This is a genomic window from Bradyrhizobium sp. AZCC 1678, from assembly GCF_036924765.1.
In the GTDB taxonomy this organism is placed as follows: domain Bacteria; phylum Pseudomonadota; class Alphaproteobacteria; order Rhizobiales; family Xanthobacteraceae; genus Bradyrhizobium; species Bradyrhizobium algeriense.
In genome coordinates this window covers 4,482,028-4,503,556 of record NZ_JAZHSE010000001.1, presented here as the reverse complement: position 1 = coordinate 4,503,556, position 21,529 = coordinate 4,482,028, and the positions used below count along the sequence as shown (strand labels likewise).

At 63.5% G+C, this 21,529-nt stretch carries 18 protein-coding genes; 9 read left to right on the top strand and 9 right to left on the bottom strand.

The genetic code is table 11. From position 1 onward, the window contains the following. Window positions 1–222: 222 nt before the first annotated feature. A complete protein-coding gene (locus tag V1294_RS21210; RefSeq protein WP_334499855.1) occupies window positions 223–1,389 on the bottom strand; it encodes a CmpA/NrtA family ABC transporter substrate-binding protein in 1,167 nt (388 codons plus the stop codon). Next, window positions 1,386–1,976 carry an ANTAR domain-containing response regulator gene (locus V1294_RS21205; protein WP_057852587.1) on the bottom strand — a complete coding sequence of 197 codons (591 nt, stop codon included), beginning with the start codon at window positions 1,974–1,976 and terminating at the stop codon, window positions 1,386–1,388. Before V1294_RS21205 ends, V1294_RS21210 begins: the two co-directional genes overlap by 4 nt. Window positions 1,977–2,242: 266 nt before the next feature. On the opposite strand from V1294_RS21205, the gene V1294_RS21200 reads away from it, so the two are divergent. The 4 genes from V1294_RS21200 to V1294_RS21185 all read left to right on the top strand — a co-directional run bounded on the left by V1294_RS21200 (window position 2,243) and on the right by V1294_RS21185 (window position 5,982). Beyond that, complete coding sequence (locus tag V1294_RS21200) at window positions 2,243–2,659, top strand: hypothetical protein (protein ID WP_334499853.1); 417 nt, start codon at window positions 2,243–2,245, stop codon at window positions 2,657–2,659. 77 nt (window positions 2,660–2,736) lie between these two features. Then, window positions 2,737–4,056 (top strand): 30S ribosomal protein S12 methylthiotransferase RimO, encoded by a 1,320-nt coding sequence (gene rimO, locus V1294_RS21195; RefSeq protein ID WP_334499851.1) that lies wholly within the window; start codon window positions 2,737–2,739, stop codon window positions 4,054–4,056. A gap of 15 nt (window positions 4,057–4,071) precedes the next feature. Beyond that, window positions 4,072–4,524 (top strand): PaaI family thioesterase, encoded by a 453-nt coding sequence (locus tag V1294_RS21190; RefSeq protein WP_334499849.1) that lies wholly within the window; start codon window positions 4,072–4,074, stop codon window positions 4,522–4,524. A 261-nt stretch (window positions 4,525–4,785) separates the two neighbouring features. After that, window positions 4,786–5,982, top strand: a complete 1,197-nt coding sequence (locus V1294_RS21185; protein WP_334499846.1) for an acetylornithine transaminase — start codon at window positions 4,786–4,788, stop codon at window positions 5,980–5,982. 59 nt (window positions 5,983–6,041) lie between these two features. On the opposite strand, the gene V1294_RS21180 is transcribed toward V1294_RS21185, so the two are convergent. From V1294_RS21180 to pcsA, 3 genes are all read right to left on the bottom strand, one after another. Next, a complete protein-coding gene (locus V1294_RS21180; protein ID WP_334499845.1) occupies window positions 6,042–7,016 on the bottom strand; it encodes a quinone oxidoreductase family protein in 975 nt (324 codons plus the stop codon). 94 nt (window positions 7,017–7,110) lie between these two features. Further along, the gene (locus V1294_RS21175) at window positions 7,111–7,836 is read right to left on the bottom strand and encodes a TerC family protein (protein ID WP_334480835.1); all 726 of its coding nucleotides are present in this window, start codon (window positions 7,834–7,836) and stop codon (window positions 7,111–7,113) included. Continuing rightward, complete coding sequence (gene pcsA / locus V1294_RS21170; RefSeq protein WP_334499843.1) at window positions 7,833–8,567, bottom strand: phosphatidylcholine synthase; 735 nt, start codon at window positions 8,565–8,567, stop codon at window positions 7,833–7,835. The genes V1294_RS21175 and pcsA overlap by 4 nt, the downstream gene beginning before the upstream one ends. A gap of 134 nt (window positions 8,568–8,701) precedes the next feature. On the opposite strand from pcsA, the gene V1294_RS21165 reads away from it, so the two are divergent. Then, the gene (locus V1294_RS21165) at window positions 8,702–9,892 is read left to right on the top strand and encodes a UbiH/UbiF family hydroxylase (protein WP_334499840.1); all 1,191 of its coding nucleotides are present in this window, start codon (window positions 8,702–8,704) and stop codon (window positions 9,890–9,892) included. A 99-nt stretch (window positions 9,893–9,991) separates the two neighbouring features. Here V1294_RS21165 and V1294_RS21160 read toward each other — a convergent pair whose 3' ends face one another. Next, window positions 9,992–10,945 (bottom strand): AEC family transporter, encoded by a 954-nt coding sequence (locus tag V1294_RS21160; RefSeq protein WP_334480839.1) that lies wholly within the window; start codon window positions 10,943–10,945, stop codon window positions 9,992–9,994. A gap of 123 nt (window positions 10,946–11,068) precedes the next feature. Between V1294_RS21160 and hspQ the strand changes: the two genes are divergently transcribed. Beyond that, entirely contained in the window at window positions 11,069–11,401 is a 333-nt protein-coding gene (gene hspQ, locus V1294_RS21155; RefSeq protein WP_108515756.1) for a heat shock protein HspQ, read from the top strand. Window positions 11,402–11,516: 115 nt separating this feature from the next. Here the strand turns inward: hspQ and V1294_RS21150 are convergent, their stop codons facing one another. Continuing rightward, entirely contained in the window at window positions 11,517–12,287 is a 771-nt protein-coding gene (locus V1294_RS21150) for an invasion associated locus B family protein (protein WP_334499838.1), read from the bottom strand. A gap of 260 nt (window positions 12,288–12,547) precedes the next feature. Between V1294_RS21150 and V1294_RS21145 the strand changes: the two genes are divergently transcribed. The 3 genes from V1294_RS21145 to V1294_RS21135 all read left to right on the top strand — a co-directional run bounded on the left by V1294_RS21145 (window position 12,548) and on the right by V1294_RS21135 (window position 17,280). Next, on the top strand, window positions 12,548–14,392 hold the full coding sequence (locus tag V1294_RS21145; RefSeq protein WP_334504751.1) for an extracellular solute-binding protein: 1,845 nt from the start codon (window positions 12,548–12,550) through the stop codon (window positions 14,390–14,392). Between the two features lie 47 nt (window positions 14,393–14,439). Beyond that, a complete protein-coding gene (locus V1294_RS21140) occupies window positions 14,440–15,945 on the top strand; it encodes a class I adenylate-forming enzyme family protein (protein WP_334499835.1) in 1,506 nt (501 codons plus the stop codon). Between the two features lie 93 nt (window positions 15,946–16,038). Continuing rightward, a complete protein-coding gene (locus V1294_RS21135; protein ID WP_334499833.1) occupies window positions 16,039–17,280 on the top strand; it encodes a GGDEF domain-containing protein in 1,242 nt (413 codons plus the stop codon). Window positions 17,281–17,539: 259 nt separating this feature from the next. Here V1294_RS21135 and mfd read toward each other — a convergent pair whose 3' ends face one another. Next, complete coding sequence (gene mfd / locus V1294_RS21130; RefSeq protein WP_334499831.1) at window positions 17,540–21,058, bottom strand: transcription-repair coupling factor; 3,519 nt, start codon at window positions 21,056–21,058, stop codon at window positions 17,540–17,542. Continuing rightward, window positions 21,055–21,345, bottom strand: a complete 291-nt coding sequence (locus V1294_RS21125) for an FAD assembly factor SdhE (protein ID WP_334480846.1) — start codon at window positions 21,343–21,345, stop codon at window positions 21,055–21,057. Before V1294_RS21125 ends, mfd begins: the two co-directional genes overlap by 4 nt. Window positions 21,346–21,529 lie beyond the last annotated feature (184 nt).

Below are 21,529 nucleotides of genomic sequence, written 5' to 3'. Positions count from 1 at the left end.
ATCCATCTTGGACGTAGGTCAGCAGGCTTCAGCGACGAGCCGACCGCACTGCAACATACAAGTTGCGTGCCAGTCGGGTTCAAAAAGAATATGTTGGTATTTCAAACTGTTCCGAGGACGACCTCGAAACCATGAAGTCTTCTTCATTGCCGTGCCGCGTGCAAATTGCCTAGCAATTAAGCGGATACGACTTTTGCCTAATATTGCTTCAGTAGGCCCGGCTCAAGGTTTCCAATGCCCAATTTTGAAAGCCGCCAGATGGCCGGCGATGTCGCCGGGGTCGAACGCCGGACCGGCAAAGGCGCCGATCGCGTCAGAAGCGCCAGGGGGCTTGCCCTGATGCCCCTTGGCGGCGTCGTAGAGGTCCGGCCTGAAGACGCCCATGGCGGTTCGCAGCGCCTCCGGCCGCATCGCCGTCTGACCCCAGCGCACCATCTGCGCATAGAGCCAGGCGGCCTGCGCGGGATCGGGACGGCCCGCGCCCTCGCGCCCGACCAGAAGATAGCGGCCGCTCTCGCGCCGCTGGCCGTCGGGTGAAATCTTCAGCCGGCCGTCGAGGGTGCGCTGGATCACCTCGGCGCCGACGCCGATCCGGTCGGGCCGCGCCAGGACATGCGCGGTCTCGGCGCGGTTTCCGGGATCCTCGATATATTCGGCAGCGTGGGAAGCCGCCCGGACCAGGGCAGCCAGCACGTCCGCATTCTTTTCCGACCAGCTTTGCCTGACTGCGAGAACCTTCTCGGCCGCACGGACCAGGATGTCCGAGACGAAATGCAGGATGTGGCCGACGCCGAGATCGACCGCGACCGAGTTCCAGGGCGCGCCGACGCAAAACGCATCGACATGCCTGTTGGCGAGGCTGTCCACCATGTAGGGGGGCGGCAGCACCACCAGGCGAACGTCCTCGTCGGGATCGACCCCGCCTGCCGCCATCCAGAACCGAAGCTGGTAATTGTGGGTGGAGAACGGGAACGTCATGCCAAAAGTCAGCGGTTCCGCGCCGCTCTTCCGCCTGTTGGCGACGACGCGCGCGAGCGCCAGAGCGGTGGCCATGGGATCGATGGCGTCGCCCTCGAGCTCGCCCATGATCGCCGCATGCAGCGCCGGCGATACCGTGATCGCATTGCCGTTGAGGCCCAGATTGAATGGCGCCACGATTGGCACCTTGACGTGTCCAAGCCCGAGACTCGACGCAATCGCTACCGGCGCCAGCAAATGCGCCGCGTCGAACAGGCCGATATTGAGCTTGTCACGGACATTCGACCACGACACCTCCCGCACCAGCGTGACATCGAGCCCTTCGGCGGCCGCAAAGCCCTTGTCGACGGCGATGATCAGCGCGGCGGCGTCGACCAGCGGAATGAAACCGATATGCAGCGGTGTGGTCATTTCAACAGCTCCGAGGCGGTCAGGATCGACTGCGCGATCTCTCCGATCTTCTTTTTCTCGCGCATCGCCGTGGAGCGCATGAGCACATAGGCCTCGTCTTCGGTGAGGCCCTTCACCTTCATCAGGATTCCCTTGGCACGGTCGATCACCTTGCGCTCTTCGAGCGCGGACTTGGTGCGGTCGAGCTCGTCCTGCAGCTTCGAGAAGGCGTTGAAGCGGGAGATGCAGAGGTCGAGGATCGGTTTGATCCGCTCCTTCTTCAGGCCATCGACGATATAGGCGGAAACGCCGGCATCGACGGAGGCCTGGATCGAGGCCGCATCGCTCTGGTCGACGAACATGGCGATCGGCCGCCGCACCGCGCGGCTGACCTGGAACATCTGTTCCAGAACGTCGCGGCTGGGGTTTTCCAGGTCGATCAGGATGACGTCGGGGTCGAGCGCATAAATCCGCGCCAGCAGGCTCTGCATTTCGCTGATATGCACGACGCCGGTAAAGCCCGCCTCCCGCAATCCCTCTTCCAGGATCGCGGCCCGGATCGGGCTTTCGTCGACAATGACGATTTTCGGCGACGACTCAGCGCTCATGGATCAACTCTTAACCCGGCAGGGTATCCATAGCACGTCAAAAGCCCCCGCAAAGCCTTGTAATTATGGGCAATTGGGACTAGCTCGTGCATATCAATCAGGCAGATTAAATATGCAACAGGCCGCCGCGCCCAAAGTCAGCTTTGTTTCGCTTGGGTGCCCCTGAGACAGAGAATGTAAACTCTTGAGCCAAGTCCTCCACGGAACAGCGCCGGCCGATGGCATCCTATGAAAGTGCTGGCCCTGTATGGCAGGTTGGAGCGTCAGTGACGAAGTCTTTCGAACAGAGTCTGGCCAGACTGAGAAATGTCAGCGTCTCGGTAATCGCCGACGATATCCCTGACGCGGAGGGAACGGCGGCCATCGTGATTAGATTTTCCGATGGCACCGTATTGAAAGCCCAGTACTGGCGTCTAATCCAAGACGGGCGCGCATCGTTGAGTAGCTTCGATCATCAAAAGAAATACGGCCTTCCCGCACCAATCGATGCGAAGGAAGAAGTATCCAATCGGTTGCAGAGACAAGTCTGCAACGGTGTGCAATTCGATAGTGAGACGGCGGATCTAACTTTGGTGTTCGGTGAAAGCACGAAGCTGCAAGCCTTTAACTTTACCGGGCACGAAATTTGGGAGATCCATTTTCCTGACGGCACCGGGCAATATTCTAATTACGCTCTTACATGATCTAGCCGTCCGCGATCCTGCTATTAAAACTAGCTTGCAAATACCTTGACTATTTACACTTATCTATGAGCCGATAAATGGAACGAGCGCCGCGTATATCATTCACATCCCTCGGCTGCCCAAAGGCGCTGGTGGATTCCGAGCGCATTATCACCCGGCTGCGCGCCGAAGGCTATGAGCTGGCCCGCAAGCATGACGGCGCCGACATCGTCATCGTCAACACCTGCGGCTTCCTCGACAGCGCCAAGCAGGAATCGCTCGGCGCCATCGGCGAGGCGATGGCCGAGAACGGCAAGGTCATCGTCACCGGCTGCATGGGCGCGGAACCCGAGCAGATCGAGGCGGCGTATCCCGGCGTGTTGTCGATCACCGGCCCGCAGCAATATGAGAGCGTGCTGGAGGCGGTGCACCGGGCCCTGCCGCCGGTTCATAACCCGCATCTCGATCTGGTGCCGCCGCAAGGCGTCAAGCTCACGCCGCGGCACTACGCCTATCTGAAGATTTCCGAGGGCTGCAACAACCGCTGCAGCTTCTGCATCATTCCAAAGCTGCGCGGCGACCTGGTGTCGCGCCCGGCCAATGACGTGCTGCGCGAGGCGGAAAGGCTGGTCAGTGCCGGCGTCAAGGAACTGCTCGTCATCTCGCAGGACACTTCGGCCTATGGCGTCGACATCAAATATGCCGACAGCCCCTGGAAGGACCGCCAGGTCCGCGCCAAATTCTTCGACCTCGCCAAGGAACTCGGCGAACTCGGCGCTTGGGTGCGGCTGCAATATGTCTACCCCTACCCGCATGTCGACGAAGTTATCGGCCTGATGACCGAGGGCAAGATTCTGCCCTATCTCGACATTCCCTTTCAGCACGCAAGCCCGGTCGTGCTGCGGGCTATGAAGCGTCCCGCCGCGCAGGAAAAGACGCTGGCGCGGATCAAGAAGTGGCGCGAGCAATGTCCTGATCTGACGCTGCGCTCGACCTTCATCGTCGGCTTCCCCGGCGAGACCGATTCCGACTTTGCGTATTTGCTCGATTGGCTCGAAGAAGCCGAGATCGACCGTCTCGGCTGCTTCAAATACGAGCCGGTTGCGGGCGCCGCCTCCAACGCCATCGGCAACGCCGTGCCCGAAGAAATCAAGCAGGAGCGCTGGAATGCGCTGATGGCGCGGCAGCAGAAAATCTCCGCGCGGCGTCTGAAGCGCAAGGTCGGTACCCGCCAGCAGATCATCGTCGATGAGGTCGGCCCGACCGTCGCCAAGGGACGTTCAAAGGCCGACGCGCCGCAGATTGACGGCGCCGTCTACCTCTCCAGCCGTCGCCCGCTGAAGGTCGGCGAGATCGTCACGGCGAAGATCGAACGCGCTGATCAGTACGATCTGCACGGCAGCGTAGCGGGGTTCTGAAGCCAGCTTCTGAAGATGATCACGACGGATCACGTCACGGTGTGGCATGGGGGCGACCAGATGTCGGATCACTTGAAGGAAGTACCGCCAGCCGCCCACCTTCTTGGTCGGGAGATCGTCTCTGTAGATCCGCATTCTGGTGAAGTGAAACTTCGATTTACGGCAAAAAAGGAATTCGCCAACCGCCATGGCACCGTGCAGGGCGGTATGTTGGCGGCGATGCTCGACACCGCAACGGGCAACGCGGTCATGGCTAGGCTGCCCTCTCATCTGACGGCCGTAACGATCCGCCTGGATACGAGCTTCCTGAAGCCCGCGGCATTGGGAGCGATGATTGCGACGGCGCGCCTTGTACATCAAGATGAGCGCTCGGCTGAAGTGATGGCTGAACTCACTGACAGCGAAGGCCAGATAGTCGCTACTGCCAGGGCCGAACTGCGCGTTCGCGAGCGCAAGACCCAGTCTTAGATTTCAACTGGGAGGGGCGGACAATTTCGCAAGCCCTTGACATCCACTACTATCAAGCTGTATGGCCCTGCGCCATGAAACTGAACCGGACCAACCGCCGCGCCTGCCTGCGTCGTCGCTCCAGCGACGATGGGTTGCGCCGTGTCCGACGACAACGCTGATTAACTAGTTCAGCAACGTTTTCGAGAAGGCCGCACCCTCAAAAGTGCGGCCTTCTTGCGTTTCGGCCTGCCCCTTCCCCAAAATCCTGAGGAGATCGACATGACTGACGCTACCCATCCGTTCGATGCGCTGATGGAGATTACCGCTCGCCCGCCGGTGGTGTTCGTCCGCGGTGCGGGCTCCTATCTCTGGGACGACTCCCGCAAGCGCTATCTCGACTTCGTGCAGGGTTGGGCCGTCAACGCGCTCGGCCATTCGCCGCCTGCCGTTGCGGAAGCGCTCGCCGCGCAGTCCAAGCTGCTGCTGACGCCAAGCCCCGCCTTCTACAACGGCCCAAGCCTGAAGCTGGCGAAAGCGCTGGTCGAGAACAGCTGCTTCGATCAGGTCTTCTTCGCCAATTCCGGCGCGGAGGCCAATGAGGGCGCCATCAAGCTCGCGCGGAAATACGGCGCGAAATACAAGAACGGCGCGTTCGAAATCATCACCTTCGAAGGCGGCTTTCACGGCCGCACGCTCGCGACCATGTCGGCGTCGGGCAAGAAGGCGTTCGAGCCGCTGTTCGAACCGAAAGTGTCCGGCTTCCGCAAGGCCAAACTCAACGACCTCGATTCAGTGAAGGCGCTGATCTCGGACAACACGGTCGCGGTGATGCTGGAGCCGATCCAGGGTGAAGCCGGCGTCTGGCCGGCGACCGATCAATTCCTGCAGGAGCTTCGCGCGCTAACCAAGGAGCATGGCTTGCTGCTGATCGTCGACGAGATCCAAACCGGCATGGGCCGGACCGGAAAACTGTTCCACTATGAGCATGCCGGCATCGAGCCGGACATCATGACGCTCGGCAAGGGTATCGGCGGCGGCGTGCCGCTGGCAGCCCTGCTCGCGACCGCGCATGCGTCGTGCTTCGAGCATGGCGACCAGGGCGGCACGTTCAACGGCAATCCCTTGATGTGCACCGCAGGGCTTGCCGTGCTTGAGGAGGTTTCAAAACCGGAATTCCTGAAAGCAGTGGCGGATGCCGGCCTTTTCCTGGAAAGCGAGTTGCAGAAACTGTCGGCGCGCCATGGTCTCGGCGAGGTGCGCGGCCGCGGACTGTTGCTGGCGCTCGACTTGAAACTGCCGATCGGCGCCGCGATCGTGGCTGAGGCGCTTGCGGACGGCGTCCTCATCAACTCGCCGCAGCCCGATGCGCTGCGCTTCATGCCGGCGCTCAACGTCACACGCGAGGAGATATCGCTGATGATCGATTGCCTTGACGCGATTTTGGTCAAGGCAGGGGCTGCAAGACGGGTGGCTTAGCCTCTTTACGTCATTCCGGGTTCGATGCTTCGCATCGCCCCGGAATGGCGGGCCGAGACCTACGGCCTAAAAATCGCCGCCCCCGTCGTCGCCCTGCTCTCAAGCTCGATATGCGCCTTCGCTGCGTCCTTCAGCGCGTAGGCGTGGTTGATCGGCACGTGGAGCTTGCCATTGATGACGGCAGCAAACAGCGTGTCGGCGCCTTCGAGCAGTTCCTTGCGGGTAGAGACATAATCGTTGAGCTTCGGCCGCGTCGCGAACAGCGAGCCGTGATTGTTGAGTTCGGTGAGCGGAAACGGCGGCACCGGGCCGGAGGCGTTGCCAAAGCTCACGAACAGGCCGCGGGGCCGCAGACACGACAGCGAGCCCGGGAAAGTGGTCTTGCCGACGCCGTCATAGACGACATCGCAAAGTTCGTTGCGGCTGATCTGTTTGACCCGCGCCACGAAGTCCTCCTCATTGTAGAGGATGACGTGGTCGCAGCCATTGGCGAGCGCGAGGTCGGCTTTTGGCTTGGAGCCCACGGTGCCGATCACATGCGCGCCGAGGGCCTTTGCCCACTGGCAGGCGAGCAGCCCAATGCCGCCCGCGGCGGCATGGATCAGCACGCGATGGCCGGGCTCGACCTTGAAGGTCTTGTGCAGGAGGTACCAGACCGTCAGCCCCTTGAGCATCAGGACGGCGCCCTGCTCGTAGGTGATGTGGTCGGGCAGCTTGACCAGCTTGTCCGCCGGGATCACCCGCTCGCTGGCGTAGCCGCCGAGCGTGAAATAGTAGGCGACGCGATCGCCGGGGTGAAAATTGGTGACGCCCGTCCCGACCGCCACGACCTCGCCCGCGGCTTCGTTTCCGGCGATGAACGGCAGGCCCGGCGCCTTGTAGAGGCCGGTGCGGAAGTAGACGTCGATGAAATTCAGGCCGACGGCATGCTGACGGATACGGACCTCGCCCGGTCCCGGCGCCGGCACGTCCACGTCCTCATACACCAGGGCTTCCGGACCCCCCACCTTGTGCACGCGCACGGCCTTGGTCATGACAGTCTCTCCCTCGGTATTTCCTGAAGTACCCAACTCGAAAGCGAAACGAAAGCCATCGCCGCCCGGATGTCAACTCAGCGGCCGAAACCGGCTACCGGGCGGCCTTCCGGCGGTTGCGCCTGGCGAGCACATTGAACAGTTCTACGGCGGCCGCGAACAACATGGCAAAATAGATGTAGCCGCGCGGGATATGGAATTGGAAACCGTCCGCGACCAGCGCCACGCCAATCAGCACCAGGAACGCCAGCGCCAGCATTTTTGTGGTCGGATGATTTGCCACAAACCGCGCCACCGGGCCCGACGAGACGTACATGACGATGCACGCGATCACGACGGCCGCGATCATGATTTCGAGATCCTGCGCCATGCCGATCGCGGTGATAATCGAGTCCAGCGAAAACACCATGTCGATGACGATGATCTGAACGATCACCCAGAAAAATGCGCTGGCCTTTGGTTCGCCATCAGGTTCGGCGTCGCCGGCCTCGACCTCGCCATGTATTTCATGCGTCGCCTTGGCAATCAGGAACGCCCCGCCGCCTATCAGGATGATGTCGCGCCACGAAAACTCGACGTTTCTCACGGTGACGACGGGCTCCGTCAGGCCGATCAGCCACACCAGCACGCTGAGCAGTATGATGCGAAACACCAGCGCAAGAAGCAGGCCGATCTGGCGTGCGCGTTTGGCCTGCGCGGGAGGAATGCGCGACACGATCACCGAAATGAAAATGACGTTATCGATGCCGAGCACGATTTCCAGCGCTGTCAAGGTCAACAGCGCCGCCCAGGCTTCCGGGCTCGTCAATAATTCCATCATGCCTTGAACGACTTGATTTGCCGGATCACGGCGTCACTTCCTATTACGTAAGCCGCGATGGCGCAAAGCCCGGCGACGACGGGAGCGCCCACGTCGAAATCGCGGAAGAGCGTATAGATCGCCAGCACGGCTCCGACGGCCATCAGCCACAGGGTCAGCCAGCGCAGACGCACCACCCGGATCGGATGCAATACATGAAACGGCGCGAATGTCAGCGCGATCAGGACTGCGATGCCGATGCTGGAAAGCGCAGGCGGCAAGTGCAACAAGAACAAATAAAACGCCGCGACGTTCCATAGCGCGGGAAAACCGCGGAAATGATTGTCTGACGCCTTCATGCGCTTGTCCGCAAAATAAAGCGCACCCGACACCATAATGCCGATGCCGAGAATTGGCGCCGCCACCGGCAGCAGCATCCCGCTCGCGGTGATGGCATAGGCGGGCACGAAGACGTAGGTCACGTAATCGACGACGAGATCGAGCACCTCGCCCGACCAGTTCGGCTGTAACCGAACGACCTCCAGTTTTCGCGCCAGCGGGCCATCGATCGCATCGATGACCAAGGCGACGCCAAGCCAGCCGAACATGTTGGCCCAGTGTTCGCGCACGGCCTCCAGCATCGCCAGCAACGCCACGCCCGCGCCCATCGCCGTGAAGAGATGCACGGCGAATGCTGCGGTCCGCATTCGGCTGGTCGTGGGTGCGGAATCTGGCTCGGTTGTCTGGTCCATTGCTCCGGCAGTGCTATCAGGAATCGCCCCGATTTGCATATCGGCGCTTGCGGCGTTCCGCCGCGCGATTGGGCGGAAACATTTCGGCCAGTTGATGGCTTGAAAATGCCGCTCCGAACGTCAATTGTCCCAATATGAACGATGCATCGCAAGTTTATGACGCCGCCGTGATCGGCGGCGGCCCGGCGGGATTGACCGCGGCCATCGCGCTGGCCGCGACCGGCGCGAAGGTCGCACTGCTCGCCCGCCGCGTCCCCTATGCCGACAACCGCACCACGGCGCTGCTCGGGGCTTCCACCGACCTGCTCGAACGTCTGGAGGTCTGGCCCCGCTGCCGCGACAAGGCCGCCGCCTTGCGGACCATGCGCCTCGTCGACGACACCGGCCGGCTGATCCGCGCGCCCGAGGTGCGATTTTCCTCGGACGAGATCGGTCTCGAACAGTTCGGCTACAACATCGACAACCGCTCGCTGATGGTCGCCCTCGAAGAGCGCGCCGCCGAGCTTTCGAACCTGACCCGATTTGACGATGAGGCGGCAATGATCGGTCCGCAGGACGCGGTCGTCACCATCCATACCGGCAAGGGCGAGCAACTCACCGCGCGGCTGGTGATCGGCGCCGACGGGCGGCAATCGCCTTCCCGCGAGGCGGCCGGAATCGGGATCAGCCGCCGCGACCTGCATCAGTCGGCGCTGACCCTCAACATCACCCATTCGCGGCCGCACAACGGCATCTCCACCGAATTTCACACCGCGCAAGGTCCATGCGTATTCGTGCCCCTGCCCGGCAACCGCTGCAGCGTGGTGTGGGTCTCGACGACCAGGGAAGCCGAGCGGCTGATGTCGCTCAGCGACGACGAATTGTCGGAGGCCGCGGAAACGCAGTCGCACTCCATTCTCGGCCGCGTCCAGGTTGAAGCCGGGCGCAACGTGTTTCCGCTGACGATCGAGCGTCCCGACCAATTCGCCAGCCATCGCGTCGCGCTGGTCGGCGAATCCGCCCATGTGGTGCCCCCGATCGGCGCGCAGGGCCTCAACATGGGATTGCGCGATGCCGCCGATATCGCCGACATCGCAGGCAGCGCAATCTCGCTCGGGGAAGATCCAGGATCGCCAGCGGTGCTGGCGCGGTATCAGTCCGCCCGCCGCGCCGACGTCGCAAGCCGGCTGATTGCCATCGATGTCGCCAATCGCTCACTGCTCAGCGACTTCCTGCCCATGCAATCGCTGCGCGCGGTGGGCATGCACCTTCTTGGCTCATTTGGCCCGCTGCGGCGGCTCGCGATGCGGGAGGGGCTGGCGCCGACCTGGAAGCGCGTCAGCTAGAGCCGGACGCCGGCGGCGTGAGTGCTGCGAGCCGAGCCCTGTTCTACTTTGCATGGGGTTGTTTTCGCGATTTTGTGTCTCGAGCACCCGTGCCACGCCTTACGGAAACACCAGCCGGCCGCTCTGGATGAACCACATCACGCCGGTCAGCGTGACCACGGAGGCGAAGGTCCCGATCAGGACGGCGACCGACGCCGGCTCGATCCAGGTATTGTTCTGCCGCGCCATCACGAACACGTTCAGCGCCGGCGGCAGCGCTGCCATCAGGACCGCGGTCGCCGCCCAGGGCTGCGCGAACGGCCCGAACAGCAGCATCAAGCCGAACACGATCAGCGGATGGACCAGCAGCTTGATCGCGATCACGCCGGGCACTTCCCAGGGCACGCGATCGAACGGGCGCAGTGCCACGGTGACGCCGAGCACGAACAGTGCGGTCGGCGCGGCCGCGTTCTGCAGGAACAGCAGCGTTTTGTCGACCGCAACGGGCAGTTGAATTTGTAGCGCCGCAGCGAGCGCTCCGGCGGCAGCCGACATGATCAGCGGGTTCAGCACGATCTGCCGCACGGCGACGCCAATCGCGTGCAGGAAGGAGGGATGCTTGCGATCGGTCAGCGCCATCAACAGCGGCACGATCGAGAACAGGAAAATGCTGTCGCAGCAGAAGATCAGCGCCGTCGGCGCCGCCGCCTTGCTGCCAAGCACCGCCAGCGCCAGCCCCGGTCCCATGTAGCCGATATTTCCGTAGGCGCCGGCAAGGCCCGAGATCGTCGCCTTGCGCAGCGAGAGGTCGCCGATGATCCGCCCTGTCACCATCGCCAGCACGAACGCGCTGACCGTGCCGATCGTCGTCGCGATCAGGAATGGCGGGTTGTTCAGTTCGGAAAACGGTGTCTCCGACATGATGCGAAACAGCAACGCCGGCAGAGAAACGTACAGCAGGAAGAAGTTCATCCAGGCGAGCCCCGATTCCGGCAGCCCTCTGGTCTTGCCGCAGGCAAAGCCGATGAAAATCAACCCAAAATAGGGAAGCGCGAGGTTGAGGATATCGACCATCTCGAAAACGTCTTTTCGTCAGTGATTTCGGGGGCATGGCGCCGGACGCGGCCACCACATGTAAAGGTTAATTCGTCCTATTGCCCCTAGCATCGGCCACAATCATGGTCTATTCGACGGAACATGATCAAAGCGCGCACCGCCAAATTTCAGATCGGGCAGATCGTCCGCCACCGGGTGTTTTCATTCCGGGGCGTGATTTTCGACATCGATCCGGAATTCAACAATACCGAGGAATGGTGGTTGTCGATTCCCGAGGAGCTTCGGCCTCACAAGGATCAGCCGTTCTATCACCTACTCGCGGAAAATTCGGAGTCCGAATACGTCGCCTATGTCTCCGAACAAAACCTGCTGCCGGACGATTCCGGCGAGCCGATCCGCCATTCGCAGGTCGCCGAGATCTTCGTGAAGGACAAGTCGGGCGGCTATCGCCCGCGCAATCCGTCGCTGAACTAGCGCGGCCGACGCGAGACCGCGGGTCGAGCGTCCTCACTGACCAGCACGATAGAAACCGAAATAAAAAAGGCGCCCTGCCCGGGCGCCTTTTGTGTTTTGTCGAGCGATGCGGCTCTTACTTCGCCGCCGGATTGGCGCCGCCGCCACCCTCGAGCTTCTTGCGCTGCTCTTCAGCCCGCTTCTGCAGCTCTTCCTGCAGCTTCTTCTGGTTTTCCTCGAACACCTTCGGATCGGTCGGCGGACCGTCATAGGCCTTGGCGAATTCACCCGCGAGCGGCAGCGGCAGCGTCAGCGGCGCGCCGTTGGAATTGATCGCCTGAACAACGAGATTCTGGCCCTTCTTCAAGCTGGCGATCAGCTCGGGCGTTGCTTCGTAGTCGGACATGCAACCGTTCTGGAAGCAGATGACGTAGGGGCCCTGCAGCGGCGCATTGCTGTCGACGATGATCCGGGTTCCGTGCACGAGCTGCATGCCGAGCGGCAGTGTCACGCGCAAGAGCTTTTTCGGCTCGCCTTCCGGCTCGATGATGACGGCGGCGATGACGGGCTGGCCGGACTCGATGCGGCCGTCCTTGCCGGTGAAGCAAACCTGCTTGGCGCCGGCTTCCTGACCCTTGAGGCAGAACTTGGTCCAGGGCGCGTAGATCAGCTGGACTTGCTGTTCCTGCGGCTGGGGGGCAGCGGCGGCGGGAGGAGCGCCAGCCGGAGGGGCTTGCGCGGCCGGAGCCTTGGGAGCAGCCTTCGGAGGTGCCTTCGGCGCGCCGGGCGCCGGCTGCTGGGCCTGAGCGGCCGAAGCGATCAACGTTGCCGACAATGCCGAGGCCGCCAACAGGGCGATGATCTGCCCACGCGGCCGGATCGACCCGGCCAAGATACGGAAATTCATTGCGGAAAACCCTTTCTGAACCGCAGCGCCCGAAACCGCTACAGGCACCGACACCTAGCCGCGCTGAGGCGGCTGTCTCGTTGGCAATTGAGGCGGATACGTGACAGGTGTTCCCGCCATCATCAATTGCCCGCCTTCAATACAGCGACAGGCGAAAAGATCAATGCCGACAGGCATCTTTGGCATTCCCCGAAGGTCCAGGCCGAAGCCTATGGTAAAGCTTTCGGGTGCGCATTTTCGAATCAAATCCCTGCCCGCCTATGACCGTTTGCGGGCGTATCCGCCTGCGTGTGTTGGCGTGTGTTGCCCTCGCGCTGGGTGTAACGCCGCTCGCGCCGTTCTGCGCAGCAAAGGCGGCCGAAAGCCACGCGCTGGCGATGCATGGCGCGCCGGCCCTTCCCCCCAACTTCACGCATATGCCCTACGCCAACCCCGATGCGCCGAAGGGCGGGCGGCTGGTGGAGGGCATACTCGGCACGTTTGACAGCCTCAACCCCCTGATCGTCCGGGGTGTCGCCGTGCAACAGGTCCGGGGTCTTCCGTTCGAACGCGGCCTCGTGCTCGAGAGCCTGCTGGTGCGCAACAATGACGAGCCGTTCACGCTTTACGGGCTGCTGGCGAAAAGTGTGGAAACCGACGACGACAGGAGTTACGTCACCTTTCATCTCGATCCCAAGGCCCGCTTCTCCGACGGACAGCCCGTGCTCGCCGATGATGTGCTGTTCACATGGGCCTTGCTGCGCGACAAGGGACGGCCAAATCATCGCCAGTATTATTCCAAGGTCGCGAAGGCCGAGGCGCCCGACCCGCTCACGGTGCGGTTCGACTTCGGCGGCGTCCCCGATCGCGAATTGCCGTTGATCCTCGGCCTGATGCCGATTCTGCCGCGGCATGCCGTGGACGTTGCGACGTTCGAAGAAACCTCGATGACGGCGCCAACCGGCTCCGGCCCCTATCGGGTCACGGCCGTCAGGCCCGGCGCCAGCGTCACGTTCATGCGTAACCCCGATTACTGGGGACGCGACCTGCCCGTTAACCGGGGTCTTTGGAATTTCGACGAAGTCAGGCTCGACTATTATCGCGATGCCAATGGCGAGTTCGAGGCGTTCAAGCGCAGCCTTTACGATTTTCGGGTCGAGACCGAACCGCTGCGCTGGCACGACGGTTACGATTTTGCCGCCGCCCGCAACGGCGAGGTGATCCGCGAGACGGCCCGGATCTCGATGCCGCAGCCCTCGCAATTTCTGGTGTTCAATACCAGGCGTCCGATCTTTTCCGATATCCGCGTACGTCAGGCGCTGACGCTGTTGTTCGATTTCGAGTGGATCAACCGGAATTACTTTTTCGGGCTCTATACGCGCTCAGCGGGCTTCTTCGCCGGTTCGGAACTCTCCGCCTATGGTCGTCCGGCCGACGATCGCGAGCGCGAGCTTTTGAAACCGTTCACCGAGCGCATCCGGCCGGATATTCTGGACGGCAGCTACCGCCTGCCCGTCACCGACGGATCGGGCCGCGATCGCACGACGCTGCGCAGCGCGCTCAAACTGCTGTCGGAAGCCGGTTACGAGCTTGATGGAACCGTGTTGCGGCAGCGCGCGACCAAAGTCCCCCTCGCCTTCGAAATCCTGGTGACGACGCGCGATCAGGAGCGGATCGCACTGGCCTATCAGCGCGACCTCAAGCGCGCCGGCATCGAGGCCAGCGTTCGCGCGGTCGATCCCGTGCAGTTGGACCAGCGCCGGCTCGGCTACGAGTTCGACATGCTGCAGAACCGCTGGGATCAATCGCTGTCCCCCGGCAACGAGCAGTCTTTCTACTTTGGCAGCCAGGCCGCCGACATTCCCGGCACGCGGAATTACATGGGGGCGAAGGAGCCCGCCATCGACGCCCTGATCGCGGCGCTGCTCGAGGCACGCGAGCGCCCGGCTTTCGTCTCTGCGGTACGGGCGCTCGACCGCGTCCTGATGTCGGGCTTCTACGCTATCCCCGTTATTAACGTGCAGGAGCAATGGATCGCGCGCTGGAATCGGGTAGAACGACCTGTAGCGACCGCGTTGACGGGCTATCTGCCGGAAACCTGGTGGCAGAAGCCGGGAACGAAGTGAACTCACCCAAGTGATGCAACCCCCCGCGACAGAGCCGAAGTAACGCCGTGACCCAGCCCACCGCTTCGCCAACGCTCGATACATTGTTCAAACGGAACCTGGCGCGACAGCCGGATGCGCTGGCGCTGGTCGACCCCCTCAACAAGCAGCGCATCACGGGGCAGCCGCCGAAGCGTCTTACCTTCGCGCAGGCCGACCGCATGATCTCGTCGCTATCAGCGCATTTCATCGAATCCGGCTTGCCGTCCAATTCCGTGATCGCGGTTCAACTGCCCAACACCATCGAATTCGCGCTCACCGTGCTCGCCGCCTTCCGCGCCGGCCTCGTCGTCGCGGTGCTGCCGCTGCTCTGGCGGCAGTCGGAATTGACCATGGCGCTCAACCGCACCGCCGCGCGGGGGATCGTAACCTCGGGCAAGATCGACGGCGTGGTCTATTCGGACATCGCCATGAACGCCGCCGCCGAAGCGTTCTCGATCCGCCATGTCTGCGGCTTCGGCAGCGACCTGCCCGAAGGCATGGCCTCGCTCGACAACGCGATTTTCCGGGAATCCCTGACCTCGCGCGCCGTGATCCAGGACGGCCGCAAGGCGGCGCTGATTTCGTTCGACGTCACCTCGGACGGCTTCCGGCCGGTTCCGCGCGCCCATCTCGGCCTGATTGCCGGCGGCCTTTCCATGTCGCTCGAAAGCGACGTGCCGCAGGGCGCAACGGTGCTGTCGGCCTTCTCGCCGATGTCGTTTGCCGGCCTTGCCTCGTCGCTGGCGGTCTGGCTCTTGTCGGGCGGAACGCTGGTGCTGCACCATCCGTTCGACGAGGAGGCGCTGGAACAACAGATCATCGAGCAGGCCTGCGATACGCTGATTGCACCGGCCCAACTGGCGCTGCGGCTGGACGAGATGGACCTCGCTGCGCGGATGCCGAGCCTGCGCAATGTCGTCGGCCTGTGGCGCACGCCGGAACAGGTCGGCTCCAGCGCGTGCTGGACCGCGCAGCAGGCGACGCTGACGGATGTCTATCTGTTCGGCGAGGCCGGATTGTTCGGTGCGCGCCGGATCGCGGAAGACGGCTCGCCGGCCCTGATCAAGCCCGGTCCCCACGGCCCGCCCCGCGAGTTGCCGGGATCGTCGATCGCGGGCGAGATCCTGCTGACGCCACGCGGCACGTTGGGATTGCGCGGGCCGATGGTGCCGGTCGCAGCCTATGCACCGCCTCCGCCGCCGAGCGACTCCCTGATCGCCTCGCCGCCGCGCGACTACGTCGATACGGACTACGCGGCGCGGCTCGACCGCGTGACCGGCGCGATCAACATCACGGCGCCTCCGTCCGGCGTCATGGCCGTCGGCGGCTACCGCTTCCTGGCGCAGGACCTGCAGGAGTGGGCGCGGCGGCTCGGCCAAGGCGCGCTCTTGACCGCATTGCCCGACCGCCTCAGCGGCCACCGGCTCGCCGGCCGCGCGCTCGACAACGCGCGCGCCCGCGACGCGCTGACAGAACTCGGTCTTAACCCATTGATGGTGGAAGCATTTCGCGATCGGAGCAGCGCGGCCTGAGAGCCTCCAGGCGAGGCCGGCGTTGACGCCGCATTAAGCGCCGCAAACTAGAGTCGCAGGCTCCAGATGCGCGCTTGATCCGAGTTTCCCAAGATGTCCCAGCAAGGTCCGATCCTCGTCGTGTCGACCGCGAGACGGCCGTCCTTTGCCGCCACGCTCGACCTCGCGAAGCTGTTTCCGGTGGTCGAGACCGAGTGGGCGGACGCGGTGCGCGCCGTCGAACAGGTGCAACCGGCCGCCGTGCTGGCTGATACCTCCGACGCCGATGCAGCTGGCCTCGCGGAGCTGGCAGCGCGGGCTGCAGCACGCCAGCCGTATCTGCCGCTGATCGCGGTCGACCCGCGGCTCCCGCATCCGGACAACGTCATTTCTTTCTTTCAGACCCAAACCTCGCAACCTCAAGGCGGCTCCGACCGTCTGGTGGCACGACTGCGTGCCGCGCTGCGCGTGCGCTCGCTGCACGCGACCGTGATGCGCCGGCTGGTGCCGGCAACATCGATGGCGCTGTCGCATATCGATCCGGCGCGCGACGCTACCGTGCTGCTGATCGGCCGCGGCGGCGCCTATCCGACGCTGTCGGTCGCGCTTGGCGAGCGCACCGGCGTGGTCGGCGCACTCTCGATCGAGGCGGCTGCGAAGCATCTCAACGTCAGAGACATCGACGGCATCGTGCTCGGCGAAGGTTTCAGCCCGCGCGTGGTCGACGCCTTCCTCACCGTGCTGACGGAGGATGCCCGTTTCCGCAACCTTCCCGTCGTCGTGACGGCAAACGATCTGGCGCCGGCCTACGATCTGCCGAACCTCGAAATCGTCTCCGACGACGCCACCCTGGTGGTCGCGGCGGCGCTGCCGCTGATCCGCCAGCATGCCTTCGAAGTGCATCTGAGCCGCACGCTGAAGGCCATCGACGCCGATGGCCTGATCGACGCGCGGACCGGCCTGCTCACCCGGGACGCCTTCGAGCGCGACTTCGCCAGCGCCATCTACCAGACGCAGCAACGCGGCGGCGGGTTGTCGGTCGCACGCTTTGCGTTCGATCCCGAGCATCCCCGCGCGCAAGTCGACGGCGCGCGGATCATCAGCCGCCTGATGCGGCAAATGGATTTCGGCGCCGCCCAGCAAGACGGCTCGGTTGTCGTGGTCTTTGCCGAAACCGACCTGAAGACGGCGCACACCATCGCACGGCGGCTGTCGAGCGTGATGCGCCATACCAGCCACGGCACGCGCGACGCACGATCGGAGCCGGCGGTCACCGTGGCAACGCTGCTGCCGAACGATTCCGCGAAGTCGCTGCGGTCACGACTGCAGGAAGAGGCGCATCGCGCGGCGTCGTGAAGTTGCCCTAGAGCGGGATGACTTTTCTTCGAATCGTCATCCCACTCTATCTCTTTGATTTACGCATGATCTTTTCGGAAAACCGGTACCCACTTTTCCGGATCATGCTCTAGGCGTAATGTCTATCCACGTCATTGCGAGCGTAGCGAAGCAATCCATCTCTCCGCTTTGCGGAACTATGGATTGCTTCGTCGCTTCGCTCCCTTGCGCAAACGCTTCGCGTTTGTCGCAGGCAATGACGTGGACGGATCGAAGCGCGCTACGCCGCCTTCTTGCTCTCCGCGAGATTGGCGAGTTGCCGCAGGATTTCGGTCGTGCCCATCAACCGCTCTTCCGGAGTCTTCCATGTCTGCAGGAACACCACCTTCATGTCGGGTCGCACCTTGGCGGCCTGGCCGTGCTGGCGGATGAAGAACACCAGCCGGTCCGGCTGCGCGAATTTGTTGTCGCGGAACGAGATCACCGCGCCCTTCGGTCCGGCGTCAACCTTCTCGACATTGGCACGCCGGCAATAGGCCTTGATGGCCGCGACCTTGAAGAGATAGCGGACTTCGTCCGGCAGCACGCCAAAGCGGTCGCGCATTTCGGCGGCGAAATTGTCGATCTCCTCGTCGGTCTCGAGATCGGCGAGCCGCCGGTACAGCGACAGCCGCACCGCGAGGTCGTTGACGTAATCCTCGGGGATCAGCACCGGCATGCCGATGGTGATCTGCGGCGACCAGCGGTCGGCGGCAGGCTCCGCCACGCCGGCCTTGAGGTTGAGGATCGCCTCCTCCAGCATCGATTGATAGAGCTCGAAGCCGACTTCCTTGATGTGGCCGGACTGCTCCTCGCCGAGCAGATTGCCGGCGCCGCGGATGTCGAGGTCGTGCGAGGCCAGCTGGAAGCCCGCGCCGAGCGTTTCCAGCGACTGCAGCACCTTCAGCCGCCGCTCGGCCTGGGCTGTGATCTTCTGCTGCGCCGGCAATGTGAACAGCGCATAGGCCCGCAGCTTCGAACGCCCCACCCGGCCGCGCAGCTGATAGAGCTGCGCCAGCCCGAACATGTCGGCGCGGTGCACGATCAGCGTATTGGCGGTGGGAATATCGAGGCCGGACTCGATGATGGTGGTCGAGAGCAGGATGTCGTATTTGCCGTCGTAGAACGCCGACATGATGTCTTCCATCACGGTCGGCGCCATCTGGCCGTGCGCGACCGCAACCTTCATCTCCGGCACGTTCTTGTCGAGGAAGTCCTTGACGCCGGCGAGATCCTCGATCCGCGGCACCACGTAGAACGCCTGCCCGCCGCGGTAGCGTTCGCGCAGCAGCGCCTCGCGGATCATTAGCGGATCGTGCGGCGCCACGAAGGTGCGCACCGCGAGGCGATCGACCGGGGGCGAGGCGATGATCGAGAGATCGCGAACGCCGGTGAGCGCGAGCTGCAGCGTACGCGGGATCGGCGTGGCGCTCAGCGTCAGCACGTGTACTTGCGCGCGCAATTGCTTCAGCCGCTCCTTGTGGCTGACGCCAAAATGCTGTTCCTCGTCGACGATCAGAAGCCCTAAATCTCTGAACTTGATCGCCTTGCCGAGCAGCGCATGGGTGCCGACCACGATGTCGACATTACCATCGGTCAACCCCTTCTTGACCTGCGTCAGCTCCTTGGCCGGGATCAGGCGGGAGGCCTGCGCGACATTGACCGGGAAACCGCGAAAACGTTCGGCAAAATTCTTGCTGTGCTGCCGCGCGAGCAGCGTGGTCGGCACCACCACAGCGACCTGCTTGCCATCGAGCGCGACGGCAAACGCCGCCCGCAGCGCCACCTCGGTCTTGCCGAAGCCGACGTCGCCGCAGATCAGCCGGTCCATCGGCCTGCCGCTTTCGAGATCCTTCAGCGTGGACGTGATCGCCCCTAACTGGTCCTCGGTTTCCTCGTATGGGAAGCGCGCGCAGAACTCGTCATAGACATGCGGCTGCACCGGCATTTTCGGCGCTTCGTGCAGATGCCGCTCGGCCGCGATCTTGATCAGTTCGCCGGCGATCTCGCGGATGCGGTTCTTGAGTTTGGCCTTGCGCGCCTGCCAGCCGCCGCCGCCCAGCCTGTCCAGTTCGACATTGGCGTGGTCGGAGCCGTAGCGTGACAGCAGTTCGATGTTTTCGACCGGCAGGAACAGTTTTGTTTCGGCGGCATAATGCAGTTCGAGGCAGTCATGCGGCGCGCCGCCGACCTCGATGGTCTGCAATCCGACGAAGCGTCCGATGCCGTGCTCGACATGGACCACGAGATCGCCGGTCGAAAGGCTCGTGACCTCCGAGATGAAGTTGTCGAGTTTGCGGCTCGATTTGCGCGGCCGCACCAGACGGTCGCCGAGGATGTCCTGTTCGCTGATGACAGCGAATTCGTCGGTCTCAAAACCGCTCTCCATGCCGACAACCGCCAGCATGGCCTCGTTGCGCGGCGTCGCCTGCACCGTGCGCCAGGCGTTGACGCTGGTGAGATTGGCGAGCTTGTGATCCCGCAGCATGCTACCCATGCGGTCGCGGGAGCCTTCGCTCCACAGCGTGATCACCACCTTCTTGCGTTGCGCCTGCAACGCCAGCACGTGCGCCACCACGGCTTCGAACACGTTGACCGAACCATCGGCGCGCTCGGGCGTGAAATTGCGGCCCTGCCGCGCGCCGGCGTCGAACATATCGGCACTACCCTCAGGCACCGCAAATGGCGTCAGCCGCGCCACCGCCGCCTCACCGAGGCGCTCGGTCCACTCGGCCTCCGTCAGATAGAGCCGGTCCGGCGGCAATGGCTTGTAGATCGCACCGGAGCCCGGGTGTTCCAGCGCCTCGCGCCTGGCCTCATAATAATCCTGGATCTGCTTGAAGCGTTCGCGCGCGGCGTCCTCGCTCTGCGGCTCGATCGCAACCGGCGCGCCGTCGAGATAGTCGAACAGCGTATCCATCCGCTCCTGGAACAGCGGCAGCCAATGCTCCATGCCGGGATGCCGGCGGCCCTCGCTGACGGCCTCATAGAGCAGATCGTCGCGCTGCGGCGCGCCGAAGGTCGCGACATAGCCCATGCGAAAGCGGCGGATGGTTTCGGTGACGAGCTGGAATTCCGAGACCGGAACCAGATCGAGCGCGCGCATGTCGAGCAGCGTGCGCTGGGTTTCCGCATCGAACGTACGGATCGATTCAAGGCTGTCGCCGAAGAAGTCGAACCGCACGGGCTGGTCGAGACCGGCCGGAAACAGATCGAGGATACCGCCGCGCACGGCGTATTCGCCGGGCTCGCGCACGGTCGACGAGCGGTTGTAGCCATTGTGCTCCAGCCAGGCCACGATCGAGTCCATCGGCACGACGTGGCCGGGCGCAACCGACAGCGCCTGTGCCGCCACCACCTCGCGCGCCGGCACGCGCTGCACGATGGCGTTGACCGTCGTCAGCACGATCAGCGGCTTGTCGCTGCCCTGCAGGCGCGACAACCGCGCCAGCGTGGTCAGGCGCTGCGCCAGGATGCCGCCATGCGGCGACACCCGGTCATAGGGCTGGCAATCCCAGGCCGGAAACTGCATGACCGGCAAATCGGGGGCGAAGAACTCCAGCGCCCGCGCGAGTTGCTGCATCCGCGGGCCGTCGCGGCAGACGACGGCAAGGCTGACTGCTGGCGGTTTTGGCCGTGCCGCCACCGCGCGCGCCAGATCGGATACGACCAGCCCCTCGGCGCCTTCGGCGACGTTGGCAAAGGTCAGCGCGCGGCCGGGAGTCAGCAACGCGGCAGGCGATTTGACAGGCGACTTCATGCGTCGTGATCCACGGCGCGAAACGCCTTGATGCGGTCGAACAGCGCGGTCGCATATTCCGGATCGAGCGGCGTGTCGCCGATCACCGCGGCATAGAGATCGGGATCGGGCACCTCGATCAGGCGTTCGAGTTCGGCCAGATCTTCATCGCGCATGGCGGATATCTCGGCATCTGCAAAGCGGCCGAGGATGAGATCCATCTCGCGGGTACCGCGATGCCAGCAGCGGAATAAAAGCCGCTTGCGGCGGTCGTCGAGGCCACCGCTTGATCGTGTCGTACCCGTCATTGTCCCATTCCATTTCGAACGCCAAAAGCCCGGACGTGCCGGGCGGGGTTGATATAGCCCTCGCACTGGAGAATGTCAGTAGCGTTTCGCCCACAGATCCATGCGAAAGTGGCGTGTATGGATTGCGAGACGGTCCACTGCCCTCGCACCTCCCGCGCTGGTTGCTTCGACGTCCGCCCTCTCA